The following is a 22,299-nucleotide window of genomic DNA, read 5'->3' as shown; positions in this document are numbered from 1 at the left end:
GCGCCTCGACGGGCCTCCCCCGACGCCTCGTCGGAGTCCGGGCCCCGCTTCCCGTGTGTGCGGCCGTGTCAGCGGCTCCGGACCGTGCGCGGGGGCTCCCCCAGCCGGGCCAGGGCCGCGCTGGTCATGGCCGTCACCCCTGCCGGGAGGCTCGCCCGCACGTCCGGCGCGAAGTCCGGTGCATGGTTCGCCGGCAGGGCGGCGAGCTTCTCGGCGGCGGTCTCACCGGGGGCGCGGGCGTACTGTCCCGCCCCGACGGCGCCGAGCATCCAGTAGACGGTCGCTATGCCCTCCTCCCCGTGGAGCGGGGAGCCCGCGTCGCCGTAGAGGGGGAAGTCCTCGGTGGCGAGGGTGGGAAGCCACCCGGAGACGCGTTCCGGCCCGTACAGCTCCCGGTGGGCCTCGCGCACCGCCTCCGTCGCCGCCCGGTCCGTCATCGTGACGGGCGAGCGGGAGACGACGTCGATCCGTGGCTCCTCCGGGCAGCCGGAGGCCGCGCACTCGGCACGCACGATCCGCTCGACCGCCTCCGCCAGCCGGTCGAGGGATGCCTCCGAGAGGGCCCGGACAGTGACGCCCAGGACGGCTTCGTCCGGGATCACGTTGGCCCCCGAACCGGCGTGCAGCGAACCGACGTTGAGCACGGCCTGCTCCCCCGGCGCCGTCTCGCGCGCCACGACGCCCTGCAGCCTGAGCACGGCGGACGCCGCGGTCAGCAGGGGGTCGACGGCCATGTGGGGGGCTCCGGCGTGACCGCCCCGCCCCCGGACGGTCGCCTCCATCGTCACGCTGCCGCCCAGGACCGGCGCGTGCCCAGCCGGGTCCGCGTGGGCGACCATCCCCGCAGGCAGGGGCGCGCAGTGCTGCGCGAGCACGGTGTCCGGCCGCGGGAAGCGCCGGTACAGCCCGTCCTCCAGCATCGCCCGCGCCCCTTCCAGGGTCTCCTCGGCGGGCTGCGCCACGATCAGCACCGTGCCGCGCCAGCTGTCCGCGGAACGGGCCAGCAGCGTCGCGGCCCCCGCCAGGGCCGCCAGATGCAGGTCGTGGCCGCAGGCGTGCATGACGGGCCCTTCGGCGGCGTACGCCAGGCCGGTCCGCTCCGTCACCGGCAGCGCGTCCAGTTCGGCACGCAGCATCACGCAGGGCCCCGTGCCGTTGTGCAGGACGCCGACGACGCCGTGGCCGCCCACGCCCCTCGTCACCCGGTACGGCTCCTGCTCCAGCCACTCCGCGAACCGGGAGGCGGTGCGGCTCTCGCGGCCGGAGAGTTCGGGGTTCCTGTGCAGGTCGAGGTAGAAGGCCACCAGCGGCCTGAGGATGTCCTGCAGTCCCTGCAGGACGGGGGCTCTCTCGCCGGTGACGGCGCCTTTTCGGCTCACGCGTTCATCCTTTCAGCACTCCCGGAGCCGGGGTGCTCTCAGTCCGCTGACACCAGGTGTCAGCGAGGTGTGAGCGGAACATCGAGCCATCTGCCAGCGGCCTCGGATGGAATGACGGCACACCTCGCCACCGGTGGTACCTGTGGCCGACTGAAGGAGCCCCCATGACTGAGAAGTCCTCCCTCGCCTCGCTCGCCGACGAGATCCTGGAACTCGAGTCGGAGACCTTCGAGATCTCCGACTACTCGGACGCGAGCGAGGTCGTCCTCGCCGGTTCGACGAGCTGCTCGTCCACCTCGACCTGCTCGTCGACCACCAGCACCACCTCGTGCAGCGCCTGACGGTCTCGGACTGAGCAACACCGAGCCCCTGAACGGCTCTCTCCCGCGCGGAGAGAGCCGTTCGCCGTTCACGGGACGCGCGGGGCGCGCGAGGCGCTCAGCGGCGCGTACAGCCGCCTTCACGCCCCCGCACGCCTGCCCCCGCCGGCCCCGACTCCCGTCGCCCCGCCCGGCAGTTACGGGAAGGGATGCGGGACCATCCGGATCTCGCTGTCCGTGAGGTCCGCCGAGCGCAGACCCGCCCGCCGTGCCGCCGTGCGCAACCTCGGCATCAGCGGGGCCCTCTGGCGCCTCCAGCCGAAGTCGATGGGCAGCAGCCCGGGGACGAGGGTGGCGACGGTGCACAGCCCGATCCGTTCCTGCTCGGGCGTCGTCTGGTCCACGACGATCACGTCGTGGCCCGCCCGTACGAGCTCGTCCCGGCACAGCGCGAGGTCGTCGGCCAGGTCCCCGGTACGGGGCCGCTGCCGCCGCTCCCACCCCTCCCACAGCGACTCCGCCGGCTCCTTGCGGGGAGGCTCCAGGTACGTGCGCACGTGCGGGGTCATCCTCGGCAGGCCGTAGAGCTGCGCGTGGTCCTTCAGATGCAGCACTTTCCCGAAGTCGTCGGCCATCGCCTCCAGTTCGCCCCGGCGCTCGGCCACCTGGCGGGGCAGGTGCGGGATGTAGGTGAGGACTTCCGACAGCGCGCCCTCCAGCGCGGCCCACGGGTCGAGGCTCGCCCCGGCTCCGAAGGAGAAACTTCCGGGACCGCCGTCCCTGCGCACGGCGAGAGCGGTCACCACGGGGACGGCCAGATCGATGCGGTTGTCGAAGGCGTGCACGTCGTAGCCCTGCATCGCCGCCCGTGCCGCCATCGCGGCGACCGCGCCGCCGGCCGTGCGGAGGTCGATCTCGGTGAGCGGCGTACCGCCGTACCAGGCGAGCAGGAACGCGTCCCGCTCGATGAGTTCGAGCAGCCCGCCGAGCACCGCCTCCTCCAGGCAACTGCCGATGGCGCAACCATTGGAGCACTCGAAGACGAAGTTGTCGGCGGCCAGGCCCGCGCTGTAGTAGGCGAGGCGCGCCGGCACCAGGACGGGGCGCTCGTCGCGCAGCGAGAAGCCCCACACCCAGGGGATCTCCCGGTGCGGGTCGAACGGGGCGACCATCGGGTCGTCGCGGTAGGTCTCCGGTGCGTACAGGCCGCATTCCGCCGGGTCCAGGGCCTCATCGCGGATGTCGCTGTAGGCGGCGGTCAGCAGGGCGCCGCGGCGCCGCCTGTGGGTTCCCGCGTACCGCTCCAGGCCTTCCAGGAAGGCGAGTTCGCGGCTGGTGTCGAAGCCGTTGCCCTGTCCGCTCCAGGTGACGTCCGTCAGACCCGCGTAACCGCGCATGAAGACGCTGCCGGCCACGGGTGCCGTCGTCGGCGAGGTGACGTTGATCCACGTGCCCGCGCCCAGCACTCCCGTGACCGGGTTGGCCAGTGCCTGGAGCGGCATCGGATAGGAGGACGCGGGGCGCAGCCGGTAGGAGCCGGCGTCCGGTTTGGGCCGCGCGACGGGACGCAGCCGGGCGGCCGCTTCGGGGCTGTCGGCTCCGCTCGGGCCGCAGTGCGGGCAGAGGGGTTCCGCGAGCAGCGGGAAGGTGCGTACCGCCAGGGTCTCCAGGTCGAGCCGGGAGACCTGCGGCAGGGCGCGGTCGGCGGGTGACTGCTGCCCGCCGGGCCGCAACTCGCCCCCGGCGGCGGCCTCGTGGAGGGCGCGGACGGCGTCAAGGACGTGGGCCGGCAGCACGGGCCACTCCCCCGCGGCCCGCACGGCGCCGCCCGTCTCCAGCGCGTCCCGTTCGGTGCGGGTGCGCAGCCGCTGCCAGCGCATGGCCAGGCAGCGCCCGCAGGCTGGTGCGGTGCCGTCGCCGCCCCAGGGCCCCACCAGGACGGCCTGCGCGGTGAGGTGGACGGTGGCGGCGGAGCGCTGCTCCGCGAAGGGGTCGGCGGGCGCCCCGCCGCGGCCCGTGCCCGCGGTGGGGCCGCCGCCGAGGGCGTCGGCCGCCCCCAGCGGCACCACGAGGGGCGCCGGCGTGCCGTCGCGGCGCTGCTCCAGGGCGCGCTGGAGCCGGTCTCGAGCGGCCCGCAGGGGGCCGGGGACGCCGACCGCCGGTGCGTCCGCTGTGGTGCCGCCGAGGGCGGCCGTCGCGGTCATGCCCGGTTGCTCCAGCGGAAGGTCTTCAGTGAGACGGCGCCGAAGATGACGGTGAAGACGACCAGCCCGCCGCATCCGAGCACGATGTCGCCCATGTCGCCCCGTCCCGAAAGGGCAGCGGACACCGCGTCGTTGAGGTAGCGCAGCGGCAGAATCCGGGAGCCGGTCTGCAGCCAGTCGGGCAGCATGTCCATCGGCATGAAGGAGCCCGAGAGGAACGCCATGGGCACCATCAGGCAGTTGGCGATGGCGGCGACGGCCTCCGGAGTGTCCGCCAGGGAGCCGATCACCACGCCGATGGTCAGGAACGCGGTGATCCCGAAGACCAGCACGGGAAGCGCCAGCGGCCAGCTGCTCTTGAGTTCCAGCCCGAAGGGCGGCAGCAGCGCGATGCCGACGAAGAGCACCGCCTGCACCACCCCGACGCCCAGCGCCAGGACGTAGCGGGACCCGAGGACGGCCGGGAGCCTCGTCGGCGTCATCCTGATGAGCCGCAGAAGGTCGTCGCGTCGCCACTGCATGAGGGTGAACGCCACGCTGAAGACGGCTGCGTTGGCCACGCCCCACGACATCACGCCGGGGGCGATGTAGGAGATGTAGGGCCGCCCGGACGCCTTCACGTCCTGACCGCTGAAGATCAGCCCGAAGACGACGAGGAAGATGAGCGGGAAGGCGAAGGTGAAGAAGAGAGTGGCCTTGTCCCTCACCTGGGCCCGGAATCCGGCTCCCGTAAGTGCTGCGTACGCGCTCATGCCTGCTGCTCCGTGTCGTTGTCGCCGTCCTGGCCCGTGCCCGCGAGGGAGCCGGTGAGTTCGAGGTAGACGTCCTCGAGGGTCGCGGTGCGCGTCTGTACGTCGTTGAGGCCCGCGAGCTTGTCGACCGCCGTGAGGACCTGCCCCGACACCCGGGTCTCCAGGACGAGCGAACCGCCCTGCAGCTCCGCGCTGTCGACTCCCTCGATGGCCAGCGCGTCCTCGGGGCTCAGCCGGCCCTCGGGGATCATCAGACGGGTGGGGACACCGGCCGAGGAGACGAGGTTGTGGGGCGAGTCCAGCGCGGCGATGCGCCCGTCGACGAGGATGGCCACGCGGTCGCAGAGCGCTTCGGCCTCGTCGAGGTGGTGGGTGGTGTAGACGATCGTGCGCCCCTGGCGCTTGAGGCCCCGCAGCACTTCCCACAGGTCCCGGCGGGCCTGCGGGTCGAGGGCGGCCGTCGGTTCGTCGAGGAAGATCAGTTCCGGTCCGTGCACGAGGGCCGAGGCGATGGCGAGGCGCTGGCGCTGGCCGCCGGAGAGGTTCTCCACCATCACATCGCGCTGTCCGGTCAGCCCGACGTCCGCCAGGGCGCTGTCCGCGGCGTCGTGGCCCGCTCCGAACAGGGCGGCGACGGTGGTCAGATGCTCGCGGGCGGTCTGCCGCACGAAGAAAGCCGACGACTGGGTCTGCACGCCCATGCGCGGCAGCAGCGCGACGTTCCGGGGCCAGGGCTGCTGCCCGAGGACGGTGACCTTCCCGGAGTCCGCCTCCCGCAGCCCCTCCATGATCTCCACCAGGGTGGTCTTGCCCGCCCCGTTGGGTCCGAGCAGGCCGAAGAACTCGCCCCGTCGCACCTGCAGGGAGACCCCTGCCACGGCGTCGCGGTCGCCGTAGCGTTTGCGGATCTCCTCGATGACGATCGTGGTCTGCTCTGTTGCTTCGTGCCGTTCGGCCGGCACGGCCGTTGCGTCGGTCATGTGTGTTCGTGCCCCTCGGTGCTGGCAGTGCTCATGGGTCGGTGCTCTCAGGTGGTCGTCGGCGGCTGGTCGGGCGGCTGGTCGGTGTATCGGGGTCTGTGGGGGGGTGTAGGAGGCGGTGGGGGGTCGGAGGCGGTCGTTCGGCTAGTACGTGGTCAGAAGCGCGTACACGGCGGCTGCCGCCCCTGCCAGCGCGCAGCAGACGAGGACGGCGGAACCGGCCGCGTAAGCGGCGTAGAGAGTGCGGGCCCGGCGCGGGTAGGCGGCAGCGGCAGCTCGGTCACGCATCCGCAGCCTGAGGTACCGGCCGCTCTCCGGGGCGTAGCCGGAGATCCGCAGAGCATGGCTGAGCATGGCGTAGCCGTCCAGAGGCGGCAGCGGAACGAGATTCACCAGCGCCTGGAAGCTGCCGAGCAGCAGCAGTCCGGAAAGAACCTTCCGGGTGGAGTCGTCCGGCGGCAGCGCGAGCCACCATGCGGCGGCCGGCAGCAGGACGACCAGGTTGACGAAGGCTCCCGCGCCGGCGATGGCGAGCTGCTGCCGTCGGCGCCGCAGGAACACGTAGTCCCCGACGGTGCAGTACATGATCGCCACCGGGAGGCGCCAGCGCAGGCCGATCTCCTTGACGGCGGCGCCGTGGTGACGGGCCGCCACGCCGTGGGCGAGCTCGTGCAGGGCGATGCTGAACCAGATGGTCACGCACACCGCCAGCAGGGCCACGGGACGCTGCACGAGCCACCAGGTGTCGCGACCCAACTCCCCCACCCGCAGCGCGAGAAGAACCTCCATGGCCACGGTGAGGGCGAGCAGCGGAAGAAGCACGGCGGGCCGCAGCAGCGGACGCAGACCGCGGTGCAGCACGGCGGTGGCCGCCTCCGCGTCGGCCACCATGCGCACCCGTCCGCGCAGCACGCCCCCGGAGACCATGCCGCCCGTCTCCGCCGGGGCGGGGGACGGCTGCCGGGCGGCCGGGCCGGGCTCCGGAGCGCCGGCGAGGAGACCGCGGCTTCCGAGAAGTCCCAGCAGCTGCCGCCAGTTGGCCTCGCCCAGCCGCTTCCCGAAGTGCTGCGCGTACTCCGCCCCGACCTGCTGGAGGGTGCGGGCGCCGTCCAGGCGGGAGATCAGGAAGTGCTCCTTCTCGCCGACCTCGAACGACCGCCCCGTGTACGGGTTCTTGACCAGGTGGACGGTGGCCGCGGCGCGCAGCAGCGGCGGGCTGACGAGCACGTCCCGCCTGAGCGCGGGCCGCTGCGCGAGAAGCGCCGACGACCCGGCGGTTCCGGAGGAGTCGACGGTCACGGCGACACCGCCGGGCCTGAGGGTTCCGCCTCCGCGTCGAGGTCCTCGCGCAGGACCCGGCCGAGGACGTTGGCGAGGTACGCCTCGTCCCTGATCGTCACGTGCAGGCGGTTGTTGGTCATATGCATGTACGGCGAGAGGAGCGTCGGCAGGACGTGGGCCAGATCGGTCGTGGGCCGGGCGGTGTCGTCCTCGGGAGCGGCGAAGACCAGCCGTCCGCTCTCCGCCAGCGACACCACGCGGCTGCGCAGTTCGAGGCAGTGCTGCGACCAGCCCTGCAGGAAGGCGGGAAGCCGTACCGGTGCGCCTGACGCGTCGTCCGCCGCCCCCTGGCGGGCGTCCCGCATCGCCGCGACCGCTCCGCGGATCTCCCGGTAGCGGCGGCGGAGGCCGGGGGCGGTCTCGGCGTAGTTGCGGTCGTACTCCTTGGAGCCGATGAACCCCGTGCCGGGGAACGCCCGGTGCCAGAACTCGTAGTACTGGTCGAGGTAGTCGGCCTGCTTGCGGGCGTCGGGGAGGAAGCAGCTGAGCATCACCATCATCAGCTGCGCCGAGGTGCCCAGCAGGACCGTGCGCAGATGCAGGTTCATGGTGCCGAAGGCGTTGATCACCAGGTCGCTTGAGTGCGCGAAGTGCCACTCGGCGAGCTCGACACCGGCGGGACCGCCGTACTTGGCGTACTCCGGCGAATAGGGCTCCCAGGAGCGGGAGTTGTTGGGCCGCAGGTTCATGCGGCCGTCCTCGCCCATGAAATCGCCGCGGTCGCCCTGCGGGAACTCGATCTCGAACAGCGCGTTGTAGAACTCGTTGAGGAAGCCGGTGTCGACCTCGTACAGCGCCGGGCGCGACTTCAGGAAGGCGTCGACCGCCTCCTCGGCACGGCGGCGCACCTCGGCCGTGGCCTCCTCGCTCGCGGGCCTCAGCCGGAGGCGCACGTGCGGCCCCTCCAGCCAGTAGTTGAGGAAGAAGTGCCCGGCGAGCAGGCCGTCCTCCTGCAGCGACGCGATCAGCGGGCGTACGCAGTTGACCAGCAGGGGCTGCGGGTTGGCGGCGTAGAAGATGTGGAGGGGCTGCCATTCGCCCGGGGCCGTTGCGCCCTGGTCGGCCGCGGGGGCGCCGCCGGTCGCGGGGACGGCCGCTTCGTGCGTGGCGGGCTGGGGCTGCGGCATCAGGGCACTTCCTTCGCGGGTCTTCTCAGGGTGAAGGTCTCGACGGCGAGTTCGGCGACGTGCCCGCCCCGGGCGGAACGCACGTGCAGGCCGTCCTCGGTGGGGAGCATCTCCCGCAGGACGATCCGGTCGTTCCCCTCCCTGACCAGCGCCTCGAAGGCGGTCAGGGAGAGCGGGCTGTCGAAGTCGACGCAGCTCGGCTTGGCTCCGGCGCCTCCCCGGCCGTCCGCCGAGCCGCTGACGGTCGCGAACACCCGGGCGGGCAGGGAGTGCAGGCGGCGCCAGCGCTGCCAGCCCAGGAACCACTCCGCGTCGGAGACGCCGGGCTGCTGGCGTACGGGGAGGCGCCCGGCGGTCGTGGTCCAGCTGCGCCGGCTCAGCACGAGACTCCCGTAGCGCACCCGGGGGCGCGTCGTGACGCCCTCGTGGGGTTCGCCCTCCGGTACGCCGCCCCACACGTCCGTGCGGGACATGGAGGACGGGGAGAGCAGCAGCAGGGTGCGCGAGATCTCGGGCAGCGCCAGGGGCACCAGGTACCCCAGGTACACGGGGACGACTTCGCGGTCCAGGCGGCGGGAGCGCAGCAGCAGCCGGTCGGCGTCCTCGTCGTGCTCGACGTAGAGGTCGTCGAGGTGGAGGCGGGCCTCCTCCGGGACGGTCGAGGTCTCGCCCGGGCACACGATCTCGTAGTCCGTGAGCCTGCCGTGGAGGTTGAGGTTGCTGGCGACGGGACCGCCGGTCACCTCGGCCAGCACCGCACCGGGCGGGGTGACCCGCGCGGCGGTCTCCCGCAGAGCCTCCGACAGGCCGGGCGCGGAGTCGGCGGGGGCGGAGCGGCCGCGGGGCGCGTCGTAGAGGTGCGTGAACCGGCTGAAGGGGAACGCCAGCCCGCCGTAGGAGCGGTTGACCACGGCCAGCGGGTCGGCCCCCTCGGCGGCGGCGATCTGCAGATGGTGGCTCTGCGGTGCGAAGTCTGCTGCGACCGGGGCCAGTTCGGCAGCGGTCTCCTCCAGGTGCGCACGCTGCAGCACGAGTTCGGACGCGCTGCCGGCCTCTGCCCACAGCTTGCGCATCCGGTCGACGAACACGCGCCGTGCGGAGTCGACGGCCTTGATGCCGGGCAGGCCCAGCCAGTTCTCCTCCGGCACGTACTCGCCGCGGTCGTCGAAGGCGCGGCGTTTGGCGGTGAAGGACAGGTACTGGTCGAAGAAGTCCTCGTGGAAGTCGTGCACGAGGCCGAGCAGGTCCTCGCACCGTCCGCCGCGGCCGTACCGGGCGAGGAAGAAGCCCTTGAAGGTGATCCGCTGGGGAAGCGTCAGGTCGAAGGCCGGCAGGGCGCCCTCCAGCGCCTGCAGGTCCTCGGCCACCTGCCCCTCCCACGCCGGCCACCGGCACTCCAGGTCCTCTCCTGCGGCTGTGTCCTCGTAGAGGACGGTCTGCGGCAGGCTCGGCTCCTGGGCGCCGAGTTGCCTCTGCAGCGCGTGCAGTCCCTCGCGCAGTTCGCGGAGGATCCCGGGCCGCCGGGAGGCGTCGGCCTCGGGGAAGGCGGCGACGGCGTCCGCGGTGGCGTCGAGTCCGTCCGCGATCCGCTCCGCCCAGGGGCGGCCCAGCGTCCGCAGTGCCTCCTGGAAGGAGCGGAGCGGGTCCGGGCTGTGCACGTCCGTCTCCAGGCACGGCACGCGGATCATGCCGAGCTGCAGCAGCGCCCCGAGGTACGTCTCGCACTGCTCGGGCGGTGCGTCGTGCTCGTTGCTGAGCCACTCCGCGAGCTCCCGGTAGCGCAGTTCGGCGCGGCCTTCGAAGAGGGCGAGCAGCCGGTCGAGGATGCCGCTGCGGCGCAGGAAGAAGAGCCGGTCCTTCACGGCGTCGAAGGTGACGGTCGCGTCGTCGTCGCCCGCAGTGACCCAGCGGCGTACGTAGCGGACGCGGTCCTCGTCCCGGCCCCAGCCGGAGGCGAGGCGGACGGGCAGGTCGGCGCGGCGGGCGGGGTCGGCGAGGACGAGTTCGGCCAGGCGTCCGAGGACGAGCACGTTGAGCCGGGCGCGGCTCTCCCAGACCTCGGGCAGCCGCACGGCCGCGTCGCCGTCCTCGCGCTCCGCGCCGGCCGGGGAGCCGCCGCTGAAGATCCCCGTGGCCACTCCGGTGAACGTGCTGAAGGGGCTGGTCTTGCAGGCCGTCCGGTACAGGTAGGACAGCAGGGAGCGTTCGACCTTGCGCGTCCGCTTGTCGGGGCGTGCGCCGGTGACGGGTTTGCGCAGGTAGCCCTCCAGCTGGCCGGCCAGTGTCGGCGAGGCGAGCAGCAGACCCCGCCTGAGGCGCTCCTCGCCCACCAGCTCGCGCAGGGCGGTGCGGCTGCGGTCGACGTCCGAGAGGAGCAGGTCCTCCCCTTCGGCTCGCAGCTGTTCGAACCGGCGGCGCCCGTCGAGCCATTCGCCGACCTGCCGGCCGGCGTCCCCGTCGAGCTCGGCGATGAACCGGGCTGCGGCGTCCGGGTCGGCGGGCAGGCGGTTGTTGAATATCTCGCGGCGCAGGGAGAGCAGCCGCCGGCGCCGCTGGTCCCCCTCTCCGCGCACGGCGGTGTCCGTGGTGGTGACGAGCCCGTACAGGACGTCGGACAGCTCGGCCGCCCGTTCGCGCAGCCGGTCCTCCTCGGCCAGCACCCGCTCGGCCCAGCCGACGCTGCCGGGGCAGCGCAGCGCGTGGACGGATTCGGCCGGCAGCCCCGCGACCCGGAGCATGAAGCGCCGGCCGGGTTCCCAGGCCGTCATCACGGAGGTCATGGCGTTCTCCCTCATCGGCGTCAGGCGATCTCGTGGCGGAAGTCGGCGGGCCGGGACCGCTCGTGGCCGAGCAGCATGATCAGCAGCGGGGTCTCCCCGGTGCGCTCCAGGCCCAGCTGCTCGACGTAGGAGACGTTGTCGAAGCCCAGCGCCACACCGCAGCCGAGGCCGAGCGCCGTGCAGACGGTGTAGAAGGCCTGCGAGACGGCCCCGGTGGTGGCTCCGTACAGGCGGTATCCGCGGTCGCCGACGGCGTCGAGCACCGCCTCCGTGCGGACCGTGGGGACGAGCACCGCGCCGCTCTGTTCGAGGTTGTAGTTGGCGAGGAAGTAGTTGCGCTGGAGGAACTCGCCGTGCGGGCCCGGTACGACGGGGCGCAGCGCGTGGGCGTCCGCGTCGTACTCGTAGGCGCCCGGTTCGAAGCCCTCGACGTGGTTGAGGAAGGCGTACAGCTTGACCAGGCGCGCGCCGCCGGGCGGTTCGGCGTCCGTCTCCAGCGTGACCCCGGCGGAGGCCGCCAGGGCGGTGCCCAGCTGTTCGGCGCTGACGGGACGGCCGGCGTCGAAGCGGCCGAAGCTGCTGCGGCGGCCGCGCAGGGCCTCCCGCACGGTCATGGGTTCCGTCCGCGGAGGGGGCAGCGGCAGCGGGTCGCCCGTGCCCGGCAGCGGCACCGCTTCGGCGCCGGCGAGGGCGCCGGGGGCGGGACGGGCCCCGGGGTCCGCGGCGGTCGCCTCGCGTACCCGCTCCAGGATGTCGAAGGAGAGGACTCTGCGGGAGAGTTCGACGTCCTTGTGGCGCACGGACGGCAGCTCTCCCGCACCGGCGCGGGCACCGTCGGCGGCGGGACGCCCGGAGACTCCGGCGCCGTCCCCCGCGGGCTCGCGCGGCACGCCGGAGTCCCACGTCAGCGGCACGACGGCGAAGACGCCCTCGTCCTCCTCCGCCGTGCCCAGCAGCCTGTTCAGGCGGGGCTCGTCGAACCACATCGCCGGTTCGATCCGCAGGCCGCGGGCCCGCGCCCACATGCGCCAGCTCTGCAGGACGGTGCCGATGTCCATGCTGACGACGTGGAAGGAGAAGCTGTTGTACTTGAAGGAGTTCTGCCAGTACTTGACGCCCAGGATCAGGAACTGGTCGGTCTCCGGGCCGGCTCCGCCGCAGCCGGCGGCCTCCCGCACGTGGCCCGTCACGTCTCCGGCCAGCAGGCGCTGCATGGCGTGCAGTTGGTTGGCGTAGTGGTAGACGCCCGGTGCCAGCGGACCGCTGGGACCGCAGGCCCAGTAGACGCTGACGGGGTACAGCCCTCCCCCGGAGGCCGTCCCGCGCGACCAGTTGGTCTGAGTGTAGTGCGGCAGCGCGGCCAGGTCGCTGTTGGCCTGTACTCCCAGCCGCCGTCCGACCAGCCCGTAGGAGTCCCGCAGCATCCCCGACAGCAGCGGCAGCGTGAAGGAGCTCTCGGGCAGCGGCTGGCGGCCGGGAAGGCAGCCCGCCTCGGCGGTGGCCCCGGACGGGTAGTCCGATGCGGGCAGCGGAAAGGACTCGGTTCCCGGGTAGTACTTGCCCTTCCTCGGGCGGTCGGCCCAGTCGGGGACGAAGTCTGCGGGTTCCATCGGCACTCTGGCCCGGTGCTTGATGGCGTCCGCGTAGTCACGGGCGTATCCCACGGGAGACACTCCTCTCTGCTGGGCGGTCGGTCTGATCGGCGAGGCGGCGGACGGGCTGTCAGGGGAAGGGATGCGGCGCCGGATTGAGGTCCGCCGGGCCCACGTCGTCCTCGCGGAGCCCGGCTTCCCGCAGCGCGGTGCGCATCCTCGGCATGGTGCGCGCCCGCTGCCTCGACCAGCCGAAGTCGATGGGCAGCAGGCCGGGGACGAGGACGCTGACGGTATGCAGGCCGAGCGTGCGCTGCTCCGGCAGCGTCTGGTCGACGGCGACCACGTCGAAGCCCGCGTCGGTCACCGACCCCACGCAGCGCCGCAGTTCCTCGCGGATGTCCGCCGGCCCGCCGTCGTTCCGCCCTCGGCCGGCTTCGTCCCAGCGCAGGTCCGCGACCCGGCACCCGGCCGAACCCGCGGGGCGGGAGCGCAGCAGGAAGTCGGCGTACCGGCCCATCTCCGGGATGCCGTACAGCAGGGGGTGGTCGTGGAGGGCGGTGACGCGGCCGAAGTCCTCCGCCATGGCGCGCAGCCGCTGCTCGTCCTTCTCCGTGCGGCCCGGCAGGTTGACGGCGTCGGTCGCGATCTCGCACAGCGCGCCGTCGAGCGCCGCCTCGGGGTCGAGTCCGGCCCCCGCCCCGAAGCACATGCGGCCCGGACCGCCGTCGAACCGCTCGGCGACACCGGTGATCACGGGCACCGGGAAGGTGACGCGGGTGTCGAAGAAGCGGGCGCGGTATCCGTACATCGCGAGCCGGTCGACCATGTGCCGGGTCGAGCGGCGCTCGCTGGTCGAGGGGTCGATCTCCGGCAGCGGCTGCATCCCGTACCAGGCGAGCAGGAACGCGTCGCGCTCCAGGACCTCCATCAGGCCGAAGTAGACGGCCTCCTCCAACGACCCGCCCGACGCGCAGCCGTTGGAGCTCTCCTGCACGAACCGGTTCTCCAGGCCCGGCGCGTGGTAGTACGTCAGCACCTCCGGCACGAGGCGCGGGACGCCGTCTCGCAGGGAGTAGCCCCACACCCAGGGGATCTCGCGGTCCGGGGTGAAGGGCACCACCCGGGGGTTGGCGCTGTAGAACTCCTCGGAGTACAGGCCGACGACGCGGGGGTCCACGGCGAGGTCGCCGAACTCCCGCAGTGCGCCCCTGACACGGGTGGTCTTGGCGCGGGCCCGCATGCCCGCGTAGCGCTCCAGTCCCTCCAGCACCCCGATGCGGGCGCTCGCCTGGAACGAGTCGGCGTGGCCGCCCCAGAACGTCTCGCGGAGGTAGTCGCCGGAGCGCATCGAGAAGCAGCCGATGGTCGCGGACGTCGACGTCGAGGAGACGTCGTGCACGACGGACGGCCCCAGCGCCCCGCACACCGGGTTGGCGAAGGCCGCCACGTCGATGGCGTAGTCATCCAGCGAACGCACCCTGAACGAACCGGCCTTGTGCTCGGGCGCGGGCTTGAGCGGCATGCGTGCCGCGTCCTCGCTGTCGTCGGCCGGCACCCCGCACTCCGGGCACTGCGGGTCCGGGACGAGGGGGTAGTGGCGGACGGTCAGAGCCCGCAGGTCCAGCAGGTGCACCTCGGGGAACGGGTCGTCACCCGCGTCGCCGCTCCCGCGGCGCGCCGCACGGTCCCGTACGGCCGCGACGAGCGCGGCGACGGCGTCCGCCGCGAACGGGAGGGCGTACGGCCACTCCCCCGCCGCGTGGGTCGCCCCGCCGGTCTCCAGCGCATCGCGCAGGGACACCGACCGGACGGACTGCCACCGGCGGGCGAGGCAGCGGCGGCACCCCGGCGCGGCACGGCCGCCCTCCCCCTCGGCGGGGACAGGGCCGACGAGGACGTGTTGCCCGTAGACGTGGACGGGCACCGCGGCGGGGTCCCGGGGCCGCGGGCCCTCCTCCCCGGCGGCGAACTCGTCCCGGCGTCCGAGGACGGCGAGGGACACCCCGGCCCCGTCCAGCCGGGACAGGCTCCGCTCCAGCAGGGCGACGGGCTCTCCCGGCGACCCGGCCTGCTGCGCTCCGGTCCGGGCGGTCTCGGCCGCGCTAGCCGGCATGGTCCGCGCCCCGGGTGAGCAGCACGCGGACGGTGCTGATGCCGGCGCTCTGCAGGTCGGCCGAGCCGGTCGGCACCACGAGGGCGTCCCTGCCGGCCGCGCGCAGCCGCTCCAACACGTCGCTCCACACGGCGGGCCCGTCGGCTCCGGGCACGAACGTCCCGGCGGCCTCCTCGACCGGCAGCGTGCCCGGGGCGAGGTCCCGCAGCAGCGGGTCGCCCGCGTCGGCCGGCGCGGCGTGTTCCTCGCGGCTCAGCTGTATCCGTCCGAGCAGGTCCCGGAGGGCCGCCGAGGCTGCGGCCGTCCGGCCGGTCTCGCTGCCCACCGCCCATTCCTGTCCGGCGCGGGCGAGGAGCACGTGCACCCCGCTGCGGCTCTCCTCGCGGAGGTCCAGCAGCTCCCAGTCGAGGCCCAGCTGGTCCAGCGACCGGGCGAGGAAGGTGAGTTCGGCGTCCGCGGCGGCCGTTCCGTCGGCGGCGGGGGTGCCGTCCGCGGCGGCCGTTGCCGGCTCGACGCGCCGCGCGGGCGCGCCCCGCACCGTCCGCATCAGGGCGTCGTGGCCCAGCGCGGAGAGCAGGCCGCGGGCCGCTGCCTCGGCCGGTGACGCGCCGGCACCGGTACCCGCGCTCGTGGCCTCGAAGAGCCGGGCTGAGTTGGCCGGTGTGAACGTGCGGACCGCGGCCTCGGGGACGAGGACCTGCTCCTTGCCGACGAGCGACGTCGCCACCGTCCACGCCGCGACGTCGGGCGCTTTCGCCCCCGTGCCGGCGGCGATGGTCAGCTGCCCGGGAGCCACGACGCTCATGGACTCCCTCGCGGCCTCCAGCCGGCTGCCCGGGACGAGAGGCCCGGAGGGTACGACGTGCTCCGCGTAGACGGCGGCGGCCGCGTTCAGTGCCCGCATGCGCGCGCCGGCGACGTGGTGGGTGTCGAACGCCGCGACCGTCCTCGACCGGCCGTGCCCCACGCCGAGTTCGACGATCCCGACCTTGAGCGGGAGCTGCGTGAGCGCCTCGTCGCCGAACCGCTTGAAGACCCCGGCGTGCTCGCGTACCAGGACGGACCGCCGGTTCAGCTCCTCGACGAGGCCGTCGGCGTCCCGCGCGGTCTCCACGGTCGGCATGGGCACGCCCCCGGAGCCGGCCTCGTCCAGGTCGAAGGTGACGGCCCCGCCCGCCGGGTGCGCCGCGGCGGCGACGGAGGCGGAGGCGGAGGCCGAGACTGAGGCAGAAGGCGAGGCGGCGGCCGGGGAGCACATGGTGCAGCGGGGGTGCGGCAGCAGGGGCTCCGAGGTGACGTCGAGCGAAGCGGTGTCCTGGACGATCAACTGGCCGTCGGTCTCCGCCCGCAGCGCCCCCGTGGTGAACCGGAAGACCTCGTAGCCGAGCATGTTGCCGGTCATCGCCGCGAGCGGCCCGCCCGGGCTCCCGCCCGCCGGGACGGCGCCCGGCATCGCCAGGGCGCTCCACACGTCGGCCGCGGCGGCGGCGCCGTCCCCCGCCCCGAGCCGGAGCACGGCGCACGAGAAGCAGCCGCTGCGCCCCTGCGCCATCAGCGGCCCCACGACGGCCTGCTCCCCGTAGGACCAGGCGGCGATGACGGCGGACCCCTTGGGGATGCCCGCCTTGAGCAGGGGGAAGAGCCGCTGCGCGGCGAGCGGTCCGCCGGTGACGAGGACGACGTCGTAGGAGTCCAGGCCGGCCCAGCCGTCCCCGGCCGCCGGGCCTTCCGCATCGCCGCCGGGCAGCGTGGTCAGCCGGACCGGGCAGCCGTCGGCGGCCGCCTCGGCGGCCTCCTCGTCGATCCCGGCACGGTCCAGGCCCGGCAGTACGCCGACGGCCGAACTGCCGTTGCGTATCAGGCTCAGCACGCACCAGCGGGCGACCTCGTCCTCTCCCAGGACGGCCACGCGGGCGCTGCGGTAGCGCTCGAAGCGCCGCTCGGCGTCGTCGGCGTAGTGGTCGACGTACGCGATCTGCGGCGCGAAGCGGCGGGCAGCCTCGGGCGAGGGGAATCCTTCGTCCCCGGGGGCGCCGTCCGGCTCGGGCACGTCGCGGGCGAAGCCGCGGGCGTAGAGCGTTCTGACGAGTTCGCCGAGCATGGCGCGCTGTCTGTCCCCGAAGCCCTCGCTGATCTCGCTCACCGAGTGCGACCCGTCGAGGTGGGGGACGATCAGAGTGGCGAACCTGTAGGCGGACTTGGCGGTGAGCTGGAACCCGCCGTCGGCGTTGTGGAAGAGGACCCCTTCCGGCGTCTCTGTGTAGAGCACGTCGCGGCGGATGCGCGGACGGGTCGCGGCTACGGCTTCGTAGGCGGCTGTTGCCATGTGTGTGACACCCCTGCGTGGTCGGGCGCGGTCGAGGCGGCTGCGCGGTCGGTGCGGTGCGGTGGCGGAAGGGCGTCAGCCCGGATGACCTTCCGGCAGATCCCCGTCGTCGGGTTCGCCGGCTGATCGACGCGCGTAGCGGCGCAGCAGCTCGTGCATGCGGTACGGGCCGGGCGGACCGTCCTCCAACAGGCCCGCGTCCGCGAGCTGTTCGAGCATCTCCTCGGTGGCCTCGGGCGGTCGCGCGGCGACCGGCCGGAGACCGGAGAGGCCTTCGGTACCGCCGTGCCCGTGCTCGCGGCCCGCCTCGTTCCGCCCGGCGGCGACGCGCAGGAACGCCTCGGCGAGCCGCGGCTCCAGACGGCGGAGGGCACCGTCGAGGACGTTCGGCACGGACATGCGGGGGTCGTCGGTGAGAGCCAGCCGGCCCGGCACGTCCGCGGCGATCCACTCGGCGCAGTCCGCGATGCGCAGACCCGGCCGTGTCAGCAGGCGGGCTGCGGCGATACGCAGGGCGAGGGGGAAGTGGCCGCACAGCGAGGCCAGCCGGTCCGCTGCCTCGGGCTCCGCCGCGACGCGCTCCTCACCGAGGGTGCTGATCAGCAACTGCCGCGACTCCTCGGGGCGGAGCGTGCCCAGCCGGTGCACGAGCCCGCCGTGGGTGGCGACCAGCCCCGCCAGCCCGCGCCTGCTGGTCACGAGGACGGCGCTGCCCTCCGAGGCGGGCAGCAGCGGACGCACCTGGTCGGCGCTGAGCGCGTCGTCGAGCACCAGCAGCGAACGTCCCCGGCCCTCCCCGGAGGGGCCCTGCCCGGCCTCCGTCTCCTGCCGCTGCGTCTGAAGCGCCGTCAGCGCCTCCTCCGTGGTGACGCCCGTTCCGTCGGGACCCACGAGGGGCAGGACGAGGCAGCCGCCGGGGAACGCACTCCTGATCCGGTGCGCCGTGTGCGCCGCGAGGGCGCTCTTGCCCACTCCGGGAGCGCCCGAGACGACCACGAGAGCCGGGGCGGCGTCCCCCTTCGCGGTCAGCCACTGCCCGATGGCCTCGCTGTCGGCGGCGCGGCCGGTGAAGCACGAGACGGGAGCGGGCCGTACGGCGCGTACGGGTGCGGGCGGAGCGGGGGCCGCCGTCGTGGGGGACGTGGCGGTACGGGCGGCCGGTACGCGGCGGCTCGCGGTCGCCGCCGGGCCCGTGTCCGCGAGCACGGCCGCACGGCTGCCGGGGGCGCCGGTCGCACCCTCCCCGGAGAAGGCCTCCCCGGAAGACGTCTCCCCGCCCGTGGCGGTGCCGCCGGCGGGCAGCGCCGGCCTGCGGTCCGTGACCGTACGGCCCAGGTCCTCGCCGCGGAGGATCGACAGCTCCAGGCGCTGCAGCGACGGCCCGGGGTCGACGCCGAGCTCCTCCTTCAGCCGCGTCTTGACCCTGCGGTACTCGGCGAAGGCCTCGCCCTGACGGCCCGTCCGGTACAGCGCCTCGATGAGCTGTTCGGAGAAGCGCTCGTGGCCGGGATGCGTACGTGCCGCCTCCCACAGCTCCACCAGGACCTGGCGGCAGCGTCCCATCGCCAGCTCGATGTCGCAGGCACGCTCCAGGGCGCGCAGCCGCTCCTCGGTGAGGCGGGGCACCTCGTCGCGGTGGAGCATCTGCGAGGAGACGTTCGCCAGCAGCGGCCCCTGCCACAGGGACAGCGCCTCCTTGAGCTTGTACAGCTCGGTCTCGCCGTCCTCCGACTCCCGGGATTCCCGCACCAGTTCGCGGAAGCGGACCAGGTCGAGCGTCGCGGCGTCGGCGGGCATGCGGTACCCGCCCGGGACGGCCTCGATGGCGCTGTCGGCGATGCCGTACTTGGAGAAGATCTTGCGCAGCCGCAGAACGCAGGTCTGCAGGGCGGCCCTTGCCGTGGCCGGCGGTTCATCGTCCCAGAGGGCCCGGAGCAGATAGCCGGTGGCGACGACCGTGTTGGGGTGGGCGAGCAGCGCGGCGAGCAGGCTGGTGGGCTTGGAGGGCTGGAGGACGACGACGTTGTGTCCGTCTGCGATGCTCAACGGCCCCAGCAGCTGAAAACGCATCGGCCTGCCCCCTGTTTTCCGTTCTGCCCAGGCCGTACATGGCCGTTGCCGACTCCAAGCCGGAATCACCGCTCCTGGCCGAGTGGTTCTTCCCGTCCGCTTTCATGCGCCGCCTCCGTCAGCAGGCAGCACAGCGCGCCTGTCGTCACGATGCCGTGGAAATCTCCCCGGGGCTCTCCCACCGCGGAAAGCAGATCGGTCCGGACTGCCTGCCGTTCGGGCACGCGAAATCGGGCATCACCCGCGATTCCGACATGTGGGAAGTCCCGAACGCATTCTATGGAGCAGAGGATTGCTGGTCGAGACTTCTGTCACGTGCGTGCAAACAACAAGCTGCCCGGTGTGGTGCTTTTCTCCGCAGTACATGACAACAGCCAGAATTCGGACGTCTGGTGCGACGTATCCGCGTCATCACACAATGTGCGGGTCAAAACGGTCCCGCCGTCCCGCTGCGGACAATTCCCCGGGGCCGTCCGTCACTTGCCGAAGGACCGACCTTGGAATTCCGAAGATCCGCATCCGCTCCCGTCCCGCGCGCCGCGTCGTACGGGCGCGCGGCCGCCGCCTGCGCCGCACTGGCCGTCTTACTGCTCGTCTCCGCGCCCGCCGCGGGCGCGGCCGAACCCTCCTCCCCCGCACCGGCCCGCACCGGCTCCGCCGCCGGCCCGGACGCCTCCGCACGCGCGGACTCCGATCGACCGGGCTCCCAACGCCCCGCCGACGCACGGCAGTCGGTGATCCGCGGCGGCGACCCCGTGTACGCCCCCGGCGGCCTTGTCTGCACCATCGGCTTCAACGCCACCGACGGCTCGGACGACTACGGCATCGCCGCCGGCCACTGCCTGGGCGGCGCCGCGACCTGGTACGCCGACGCCGCCCTGACGATCCCCGCCGGCACGACCGCCGGCTCCTCCTTCCCGGGCAACGACTACGGCCTGATCCGCTACACGAACCCCGACGTCGCCACCCCCGGTGAGATCGACACCGCCGGCGGCCCCGTCGACATCACGGGCAGCGGTTCCCCGGCCGTGGGATCGACCGTGTGCCAATCGGGGCAGGTCACGGGCATGCACTGCGGGATCGTGACGGCCCTGAACATCACGATCAGCTATCCCGAGGGTGTCGTGTACGGCCTCTTCAGCTCGAACATCCAGACCGAACCGCGCGAGGGCGGCACACCCGCCTTCTCGGGGAACACCGGGCTCGGGCTCGTCGTCGGCTCCTCCGCGGGGGCCACGTACTACCAGCCCCTCACGGAAGTGCTCTCCGCCTACGGGCTGAGCCTGCTCTGACCCGCGCCGCCGGCTCCGCGTCTCCGCGAGGGCGTCACCGCCCTGGCGGAGGCGTGCGGGCCTCAGCTCTTGAGGGACTCCGTCCCTGTTGGCGTCTCCGGGCTGGGCGCGGGCGGTGCTGCCCGGTCCCCCGTACGGGCCTGCTCGCGCCCGAGGCGGCGGCGCAGCCCGCTCACGGCGGGCTCCGTCCAGCGGGCGGCCAACGGGCCGATGATGACCATCAGCAGGACGTACGCCGTGGCGAGCGGGCCGATCCGCGGCTCGGCGCTGACGGCGAGTCCGGCGATGACGACGGAGAACTCGCCGCGCGCCACCAGGGCACCGCCCGCGCGCAGCCGCCCCCGCCTGCTCACTCCGGCCCGCCTGGCCGCGTACCAGCCGGTGAGGATCTTGGTGACGACGGTGACGGCGGCGAGCAGCAGCGCCGGGAGGAGCACGGGCGGGATCTCGCCCGGTCGCGTCGAGAGCCCGAAGAAGACGAAGAAGACCGCGGCGAACAGGTCTCGCAGCGGAGTCAGCAGGGCGCGCGCGTTCTCCGCCGTCTCCCCCGACAGCGCGATGCCCACGAGGAACGCACCGACGGCGGCGGAGACTTGGAGCTTCTGCGCCACACCGGCCACCAGCAGCGTGAGGCCGAGGACCACGAGCAGGAGCATCTCGGGCGTCTTGGAGCTGACGGCGCGGCTGATGAGCCGCCCGTGCCGCAGCGCGAGATACAGGACGGTCCCGACCGTCCCGAGCGCGATGAGCAGGGTGACACTGCCGCCCGCCAGGCCGACTCCCGCGAGCAGCGCGGTCAGCAGCGGCAGGTACACCGCCATGGAGAGGTCCTCCATGACGAGGACGCCCAGCACGACCGGCGTCTCGCGATTGCCGAGTCTCCCCAGGTCGGTGAGGACCTTCGCGATGACGCCCGAGGAGGAGATCCAGGTGACGCCCGCCAGCGCCAGCACCCCCGCCGGGCCCCATCCGAGGAGGAGCCCCGCGAGGGCGCCCGGCGTGGCGTTGAGCGCGAAGTCGACGATGCCCGACGGGTACTGCGTCCGCAGGCTCGTGACCAGTTCCGCGGCGGTGTACTCCAGTCCGAGCAGCAGCAGGAGCAGCAGCACCCCGATCTCCGCACCGACCTCGATGAACCCCTCGGTCGCGCTGAGCGGGAAGAGGCCGCCGTGCCCGAAGGCGAGGCCGCCCAGGAGGTAGAGCGGGATCGGCGACATGCCGATGCGGCCGGCGAAGCGTCCGACGAGGCCCAGGCCGAGGATCACGGCGCCCAGTTCGATCAGCAGAACGGTGCTGTCGTGCATGAGCCCGACCTGTCCCTCTCTGTCTCAGCGCCGGCCGCGACGCCCCGCCGGTGCCCCGTCAGGTTCCGCTGATGATGCGGGCCAGTTCGTCGACGCCTTCGCGGGTGCCGACGGCGACGACGGCGTCCCCCGCCTCCAGCCGGAAATCCGGACCGGGCGAGGGGTGCGGCCCGGTTCGCCGGAGCACTGCGACGATGTACGCCCCGGTCCGGGTGCGGGCGCGCGTCTCGCCCAGCTGGCGGCTGCGGTACGGGGACTGGGTCGTCACCGGGATCCGCTCCGTCACCAGATCGATGTCCATCTCGCTGGCGCCCAGGCGGGGCGTGTCCTGCGGCGCCAGCAGCTCGGCCAGCGAGGACGCCTCGTCGGCGTCCAGCGGGACGGTCGCCTGGCAGGCGTCGGGGTCGTCCGGCTCGTAGAAGCCGAGGAAGCGCCGTCCGTCCTGATGCACTACGACGGAGATGTGGCGGCCGGCCCGGGTCTCGATGTCGTACTGCGTGCCGACTCCCGGCAGCTTCGTGCGCTGCGTGGTCATGGCTGCCTCTGCCTCCTCGGAGAGTGCACTTCGGGTACCGCCCGGGCCGGAGGCCCAGGGGGAGGGCCGCGGCTCACGGCCGTCACGAGACTAACTCCCCCGTCGGGGCGGGCCTCACCCGGCTGCCCCGCTGTCCGTTCCCGGAGAGGGCACGACGGGTGCGGCGGGGCACCTCGGGCGG

General features: G+C 73.4%; 15 protein-coding genes. 2 read left to right on the top strand and 13 right to left on the bottom strand.

What is annotated here, in order from left to right:
• Positions 1-68: 68 nt before the first annotated feature.
• Complete coding sequence (locus IEY56_RS01245; protein ID WP_229711444.1) at positions 69-1,379, bottom strand: amidohydrolase; 1,311 nt, start codon at positions 1,377-1,379, stop codon at positions 69-71.
• A gap of 164 nt (positions 1,380-1,543) precedes the next feature.
• On the opposite strand from IEY56_RS01245, the gene IEY56_RS01240 reads away from it, so the two are divergent.
• Complete coding sequence (locus IEY56_RS01240; RefSeq protein ID WP_045862230.1) at positions 1,544-1,720, top strand: thiazolylpeptide-type bacteriocin; 177 nt, start codon at positions 1,544-1,546, stop codon at positions 1,718-1,720.
• A 176-nt stretch (positions 1,721-1,896) separates the two neighbouring features.
• On the opposite strand, the gene IEY56_RS01235 is transcribed toward IEY56_RS01240, so the two are convergent.
• The 10 genes from IEY56_RS01235 to IEY56_RS01190 form a co-directional block, all read right to left on the bottom strand.
• Positions 1,897-3,903: a TOMM precursor leader peptide-binding protein gene (locus IEY56_RS01235; protein WP_189035141.1), complete on the bottom strand. Its 2,007-nt coding sequence runs from the start codon at positions 3,901-3,903 to the stop codon at positions 1,897-1,899.
• On the bottom strand, positions 3,900-4,655 hold the full coding sequence (locus IEY56_RS01230; RefSeq protein ID WP_189035140.1) for an ABC transporter permease: 756 nt from the start codon (positions 4,653-4,655) through the stop codon (positions 3,900-3,902). Before IEY56_RS01230 ends, IEY56_RS01235 begins: the two co-directional genes overlap by 4 nt.
• Positions 4,652-5,635 carry an ABC transporter ATP-binding protein gene (locus IEY56_RS01225; protein WP_189035139.1) on the bottom strand — a complete coding sequence of 328 codons (984 nt, stop codon included), beginning with the start codon at positions 5,633-5,635 and terminating at the stop codon, positions 4,652-4,654. The genes IEY56_RS01230 and IEY56_RS01225 overlap by 4 nt, the downstream gene beginning before the upstream one ends.
• A gap of 144 nt (positions 5,636-5,779) precedes the next feature.
• Positions 5,780-6,934 (bottom strand): M50 family metallopeptidase, encoded by a 1,155-nt coding sequence (locus IEY56_RS01220; RefSeq protein WP_189035138.1) that lies wholly within the window; start codon positions 6,932-6,934, stop codon positions 5,780-5,782.
• On the bottom strand, positions 6,931-8,103 hold the full coding sequence (locus IEY56_RS01215; protein WP_189035137.1) for a lantibiotic dehydratase C-terminal domain-containing protein: 1,173 nt from the start codon (positions 8,101-8,103) through the stop codon (positions 6,931-6,933). Before IEY56_RS01215 ends, IEY56_RS01220 begins: the two co-directional genes overlap by 4 nt.
• On the bottom strand, positions 8,103-10,883 hold the full coding sequence (locus IEY56_RS01210; RefSeq protein ID WP_229711443.1) for a lantibiotic dehydratase: 2,781 nt from the start codon (positions 10,881-10,883) through the stop codon (positions 8,103-8,105). Before IEY56_RS01210 ends, IEY56_RS01215 begins: the two co-directional genes overlap by 1 nt.
• 20 nt (positions 10,884-10,903) lie before the next feature.
• Positions 10,904-12,547: a nitroreductase family protein gene (locus IEY56_RS01205; protein WP_189035136.1), complete on the bottom strand. Its 1,644-nt coding sequence runs from the start codon at positions 12,545-12,547 to the stop codon at positions 10,904-10,906.
• A 58-nt stretch (positions 12,548-12,605) separates the two neighbouring features.
• Positions 12,606-14,591: a TOMM precursor leader peptide-binding protein gene (locus IEY56_RS01200; RefSeq protein ID WP_189035135.1), complete on the bottom strand. Its 1,986-nt coding sequence runs from the start codon at positions 14,589-14,591 to the stop codon at positions 12,606-12,608.
• The gene (locus IEY56_RS01195; protein ID WP_189035134.1) at positions 14,581-16,917 is read right to left on the bottom strand and encodes a TOMM precursor leader peptide-binding protein; all 2,337 of its coding nucleotides are present in this window, start codon (positions 16,915-16,917) and stop codon (positions 14,581-14,583) included. Before IEY56_RS01195 ends, IEY56_RS01200 begins: the two co-directional genes overlap by 11 nt.
• 75 nt (positions 16,918-16,992) lie before the next feature.
• Positions 16,993-18,987: an AfsR/SARP family transcriptional regulator gene (locus IEY56_RS01190; RefSeq protein ID WP_189035133.1), complete on the bottom strand. Its 1,995-nt coding sequence runs from the start codon at positions 18,985-18,987 to the stop codon at positions 16,993-16,995.
• Between the two features lie 497 nt (positions 18,988-19,484).
• Between IEY56_RS01190 and IEY56_RS01185 the strand changes: the two genes are divergently transcribed.
• Positions 19,485-20,279, top strand: coding sequence for a S1 family peptidase (locus tag IEY56_RS01185; RefSeq protein WP_189035132.1), 795 nt, complete (start codon positions 19,485-19,487; stop codon positions 20,277-20,279).
• 62 nt (positions 20,280-20,341) lie between these two features.
• Here IEY56_RS01185 and IEY56_RS01180 read toward each other — a convergent pair whose 3' ends face one another.
• Both IEY56_RS01180 and IEY56_RS01175 read right to left on the bottom strand, forming a co-directional pair.
• Positions 20,342-21,583, bottom strand: a complete 1,242-nt coding sequence (locus IEY56_RS01180) for a cation:proton antiporter (RefSeq protein WP_189035131.1) — start codon at positions 21,581-21,583, stop codon at positions 20,342-20,344.
• Between the two features lie 58 nt (positions 21,584-21,641).
• Positions 21,642-22,118: a cation:proton antiporter regulatory subunit gene (locus IEY56_RS01175; RefSeq protein ID WP_189035130.1), complete on the bottom strand. Its 477-nt coding sequence runs from the start codon at positions 22,116-22,118 to the stop codon at positions 21,642-21,644.
• Positions 22,119-22,299 lie beyond the last annotated feature (181 nt).

The sequence above is a fragment of the Streptomyces daqingensis genome, from assembly GCF_014645895.1.
GTDB lineage: Bacteria > Actinomycetota > Actinomycetes > Streptomycetales > Streptomycetaceae > Streptomyces > Streptomyces daqingensis.
This window is presented reverse-complemented; position numbering and strand designations above follow the sequence as displayed.

Bases quoted from the DNA above. Each gene is read 5' to 3' on its own strand.
- IEY56_RS01215 (WP_189035137.1), bottom strand. From the start codon at position 8,103: ATGCCGCAGCCCCAGCCCGCCACGCACGAAGCGGCCGTCCCCGCGACC.
- IEY56_RS01230 (WP_189035140.1), bottom strand. From the start codon at position 4,655: ATGAGCGCGTACGCAGCACTTACGGGAGCCGGATTCCGGGCCCAGGTG.
- IEY56_RS01180 (WP_189035131.1), bottom strand. From the start codon at position 21,583: ATGCACGACAGCACCGTTCTGCTGATCGAACTGGGCGCCGTGATCCTC.
- IEY56_RS01175 (WP_189035130.1), bottom strand. From the start codon at position 22,118: ATGACCACGCAGCGCACGAAGCTGCCGGGAGTCGGCACGCAGTACGAC.
- IEY56_RS01225 (WP_189035139.1), bottom strand. From the start codon at position 5,635: ATGACCGACGCAACGGCCGTGCCGGCCGAACGGCACGAAGCAACAGAG.
- IEY56_RS01200 (WP_189035135.1), bottom strand. From the start codon at position 14,591: ATGCCGGCTAGCGCGGCCGAGACCGCCCGGACCGGAGCGCAGCAGGCC.
- IEY56_RS01195 (WP_189035134.1), bottom strand. From the start codon at position 16,917: ATGGCAACAGCCGCCTACGAAGCCGTAGCCGCGACCCGTCCGCGCATC.
- IEY56_RS01190 (WP_189035133.1), bottom strand. From the start codon at position 18,987: ATGCGTTTTCAGCTGCTGGGGCCGTTGAGCATCGCAGACGGACACAAC.
- IEY56_RS01235 (WP_189035141.1), bottom strand. From the start codon at position 3,903: ATGACCGCGACGGCCGCCCTCGGCGGCACCACAGCGGACGCACCGGCG.
- IEY56_RS01210 (WP_229711443.1), bottom strand. From the start codon at position 10,883: ATGACCTCCGTGATGACGGCCTGGGAACCCGGCCGGCGCTTCATGCTC.
- IEY56_RS01240 (WP_045862230.1), top strand. From the start codon at position 1,544: ATGACTGAGAAGTCCTCCCTCGCCTCGCTCGCCGACGAGATCCTGGAA.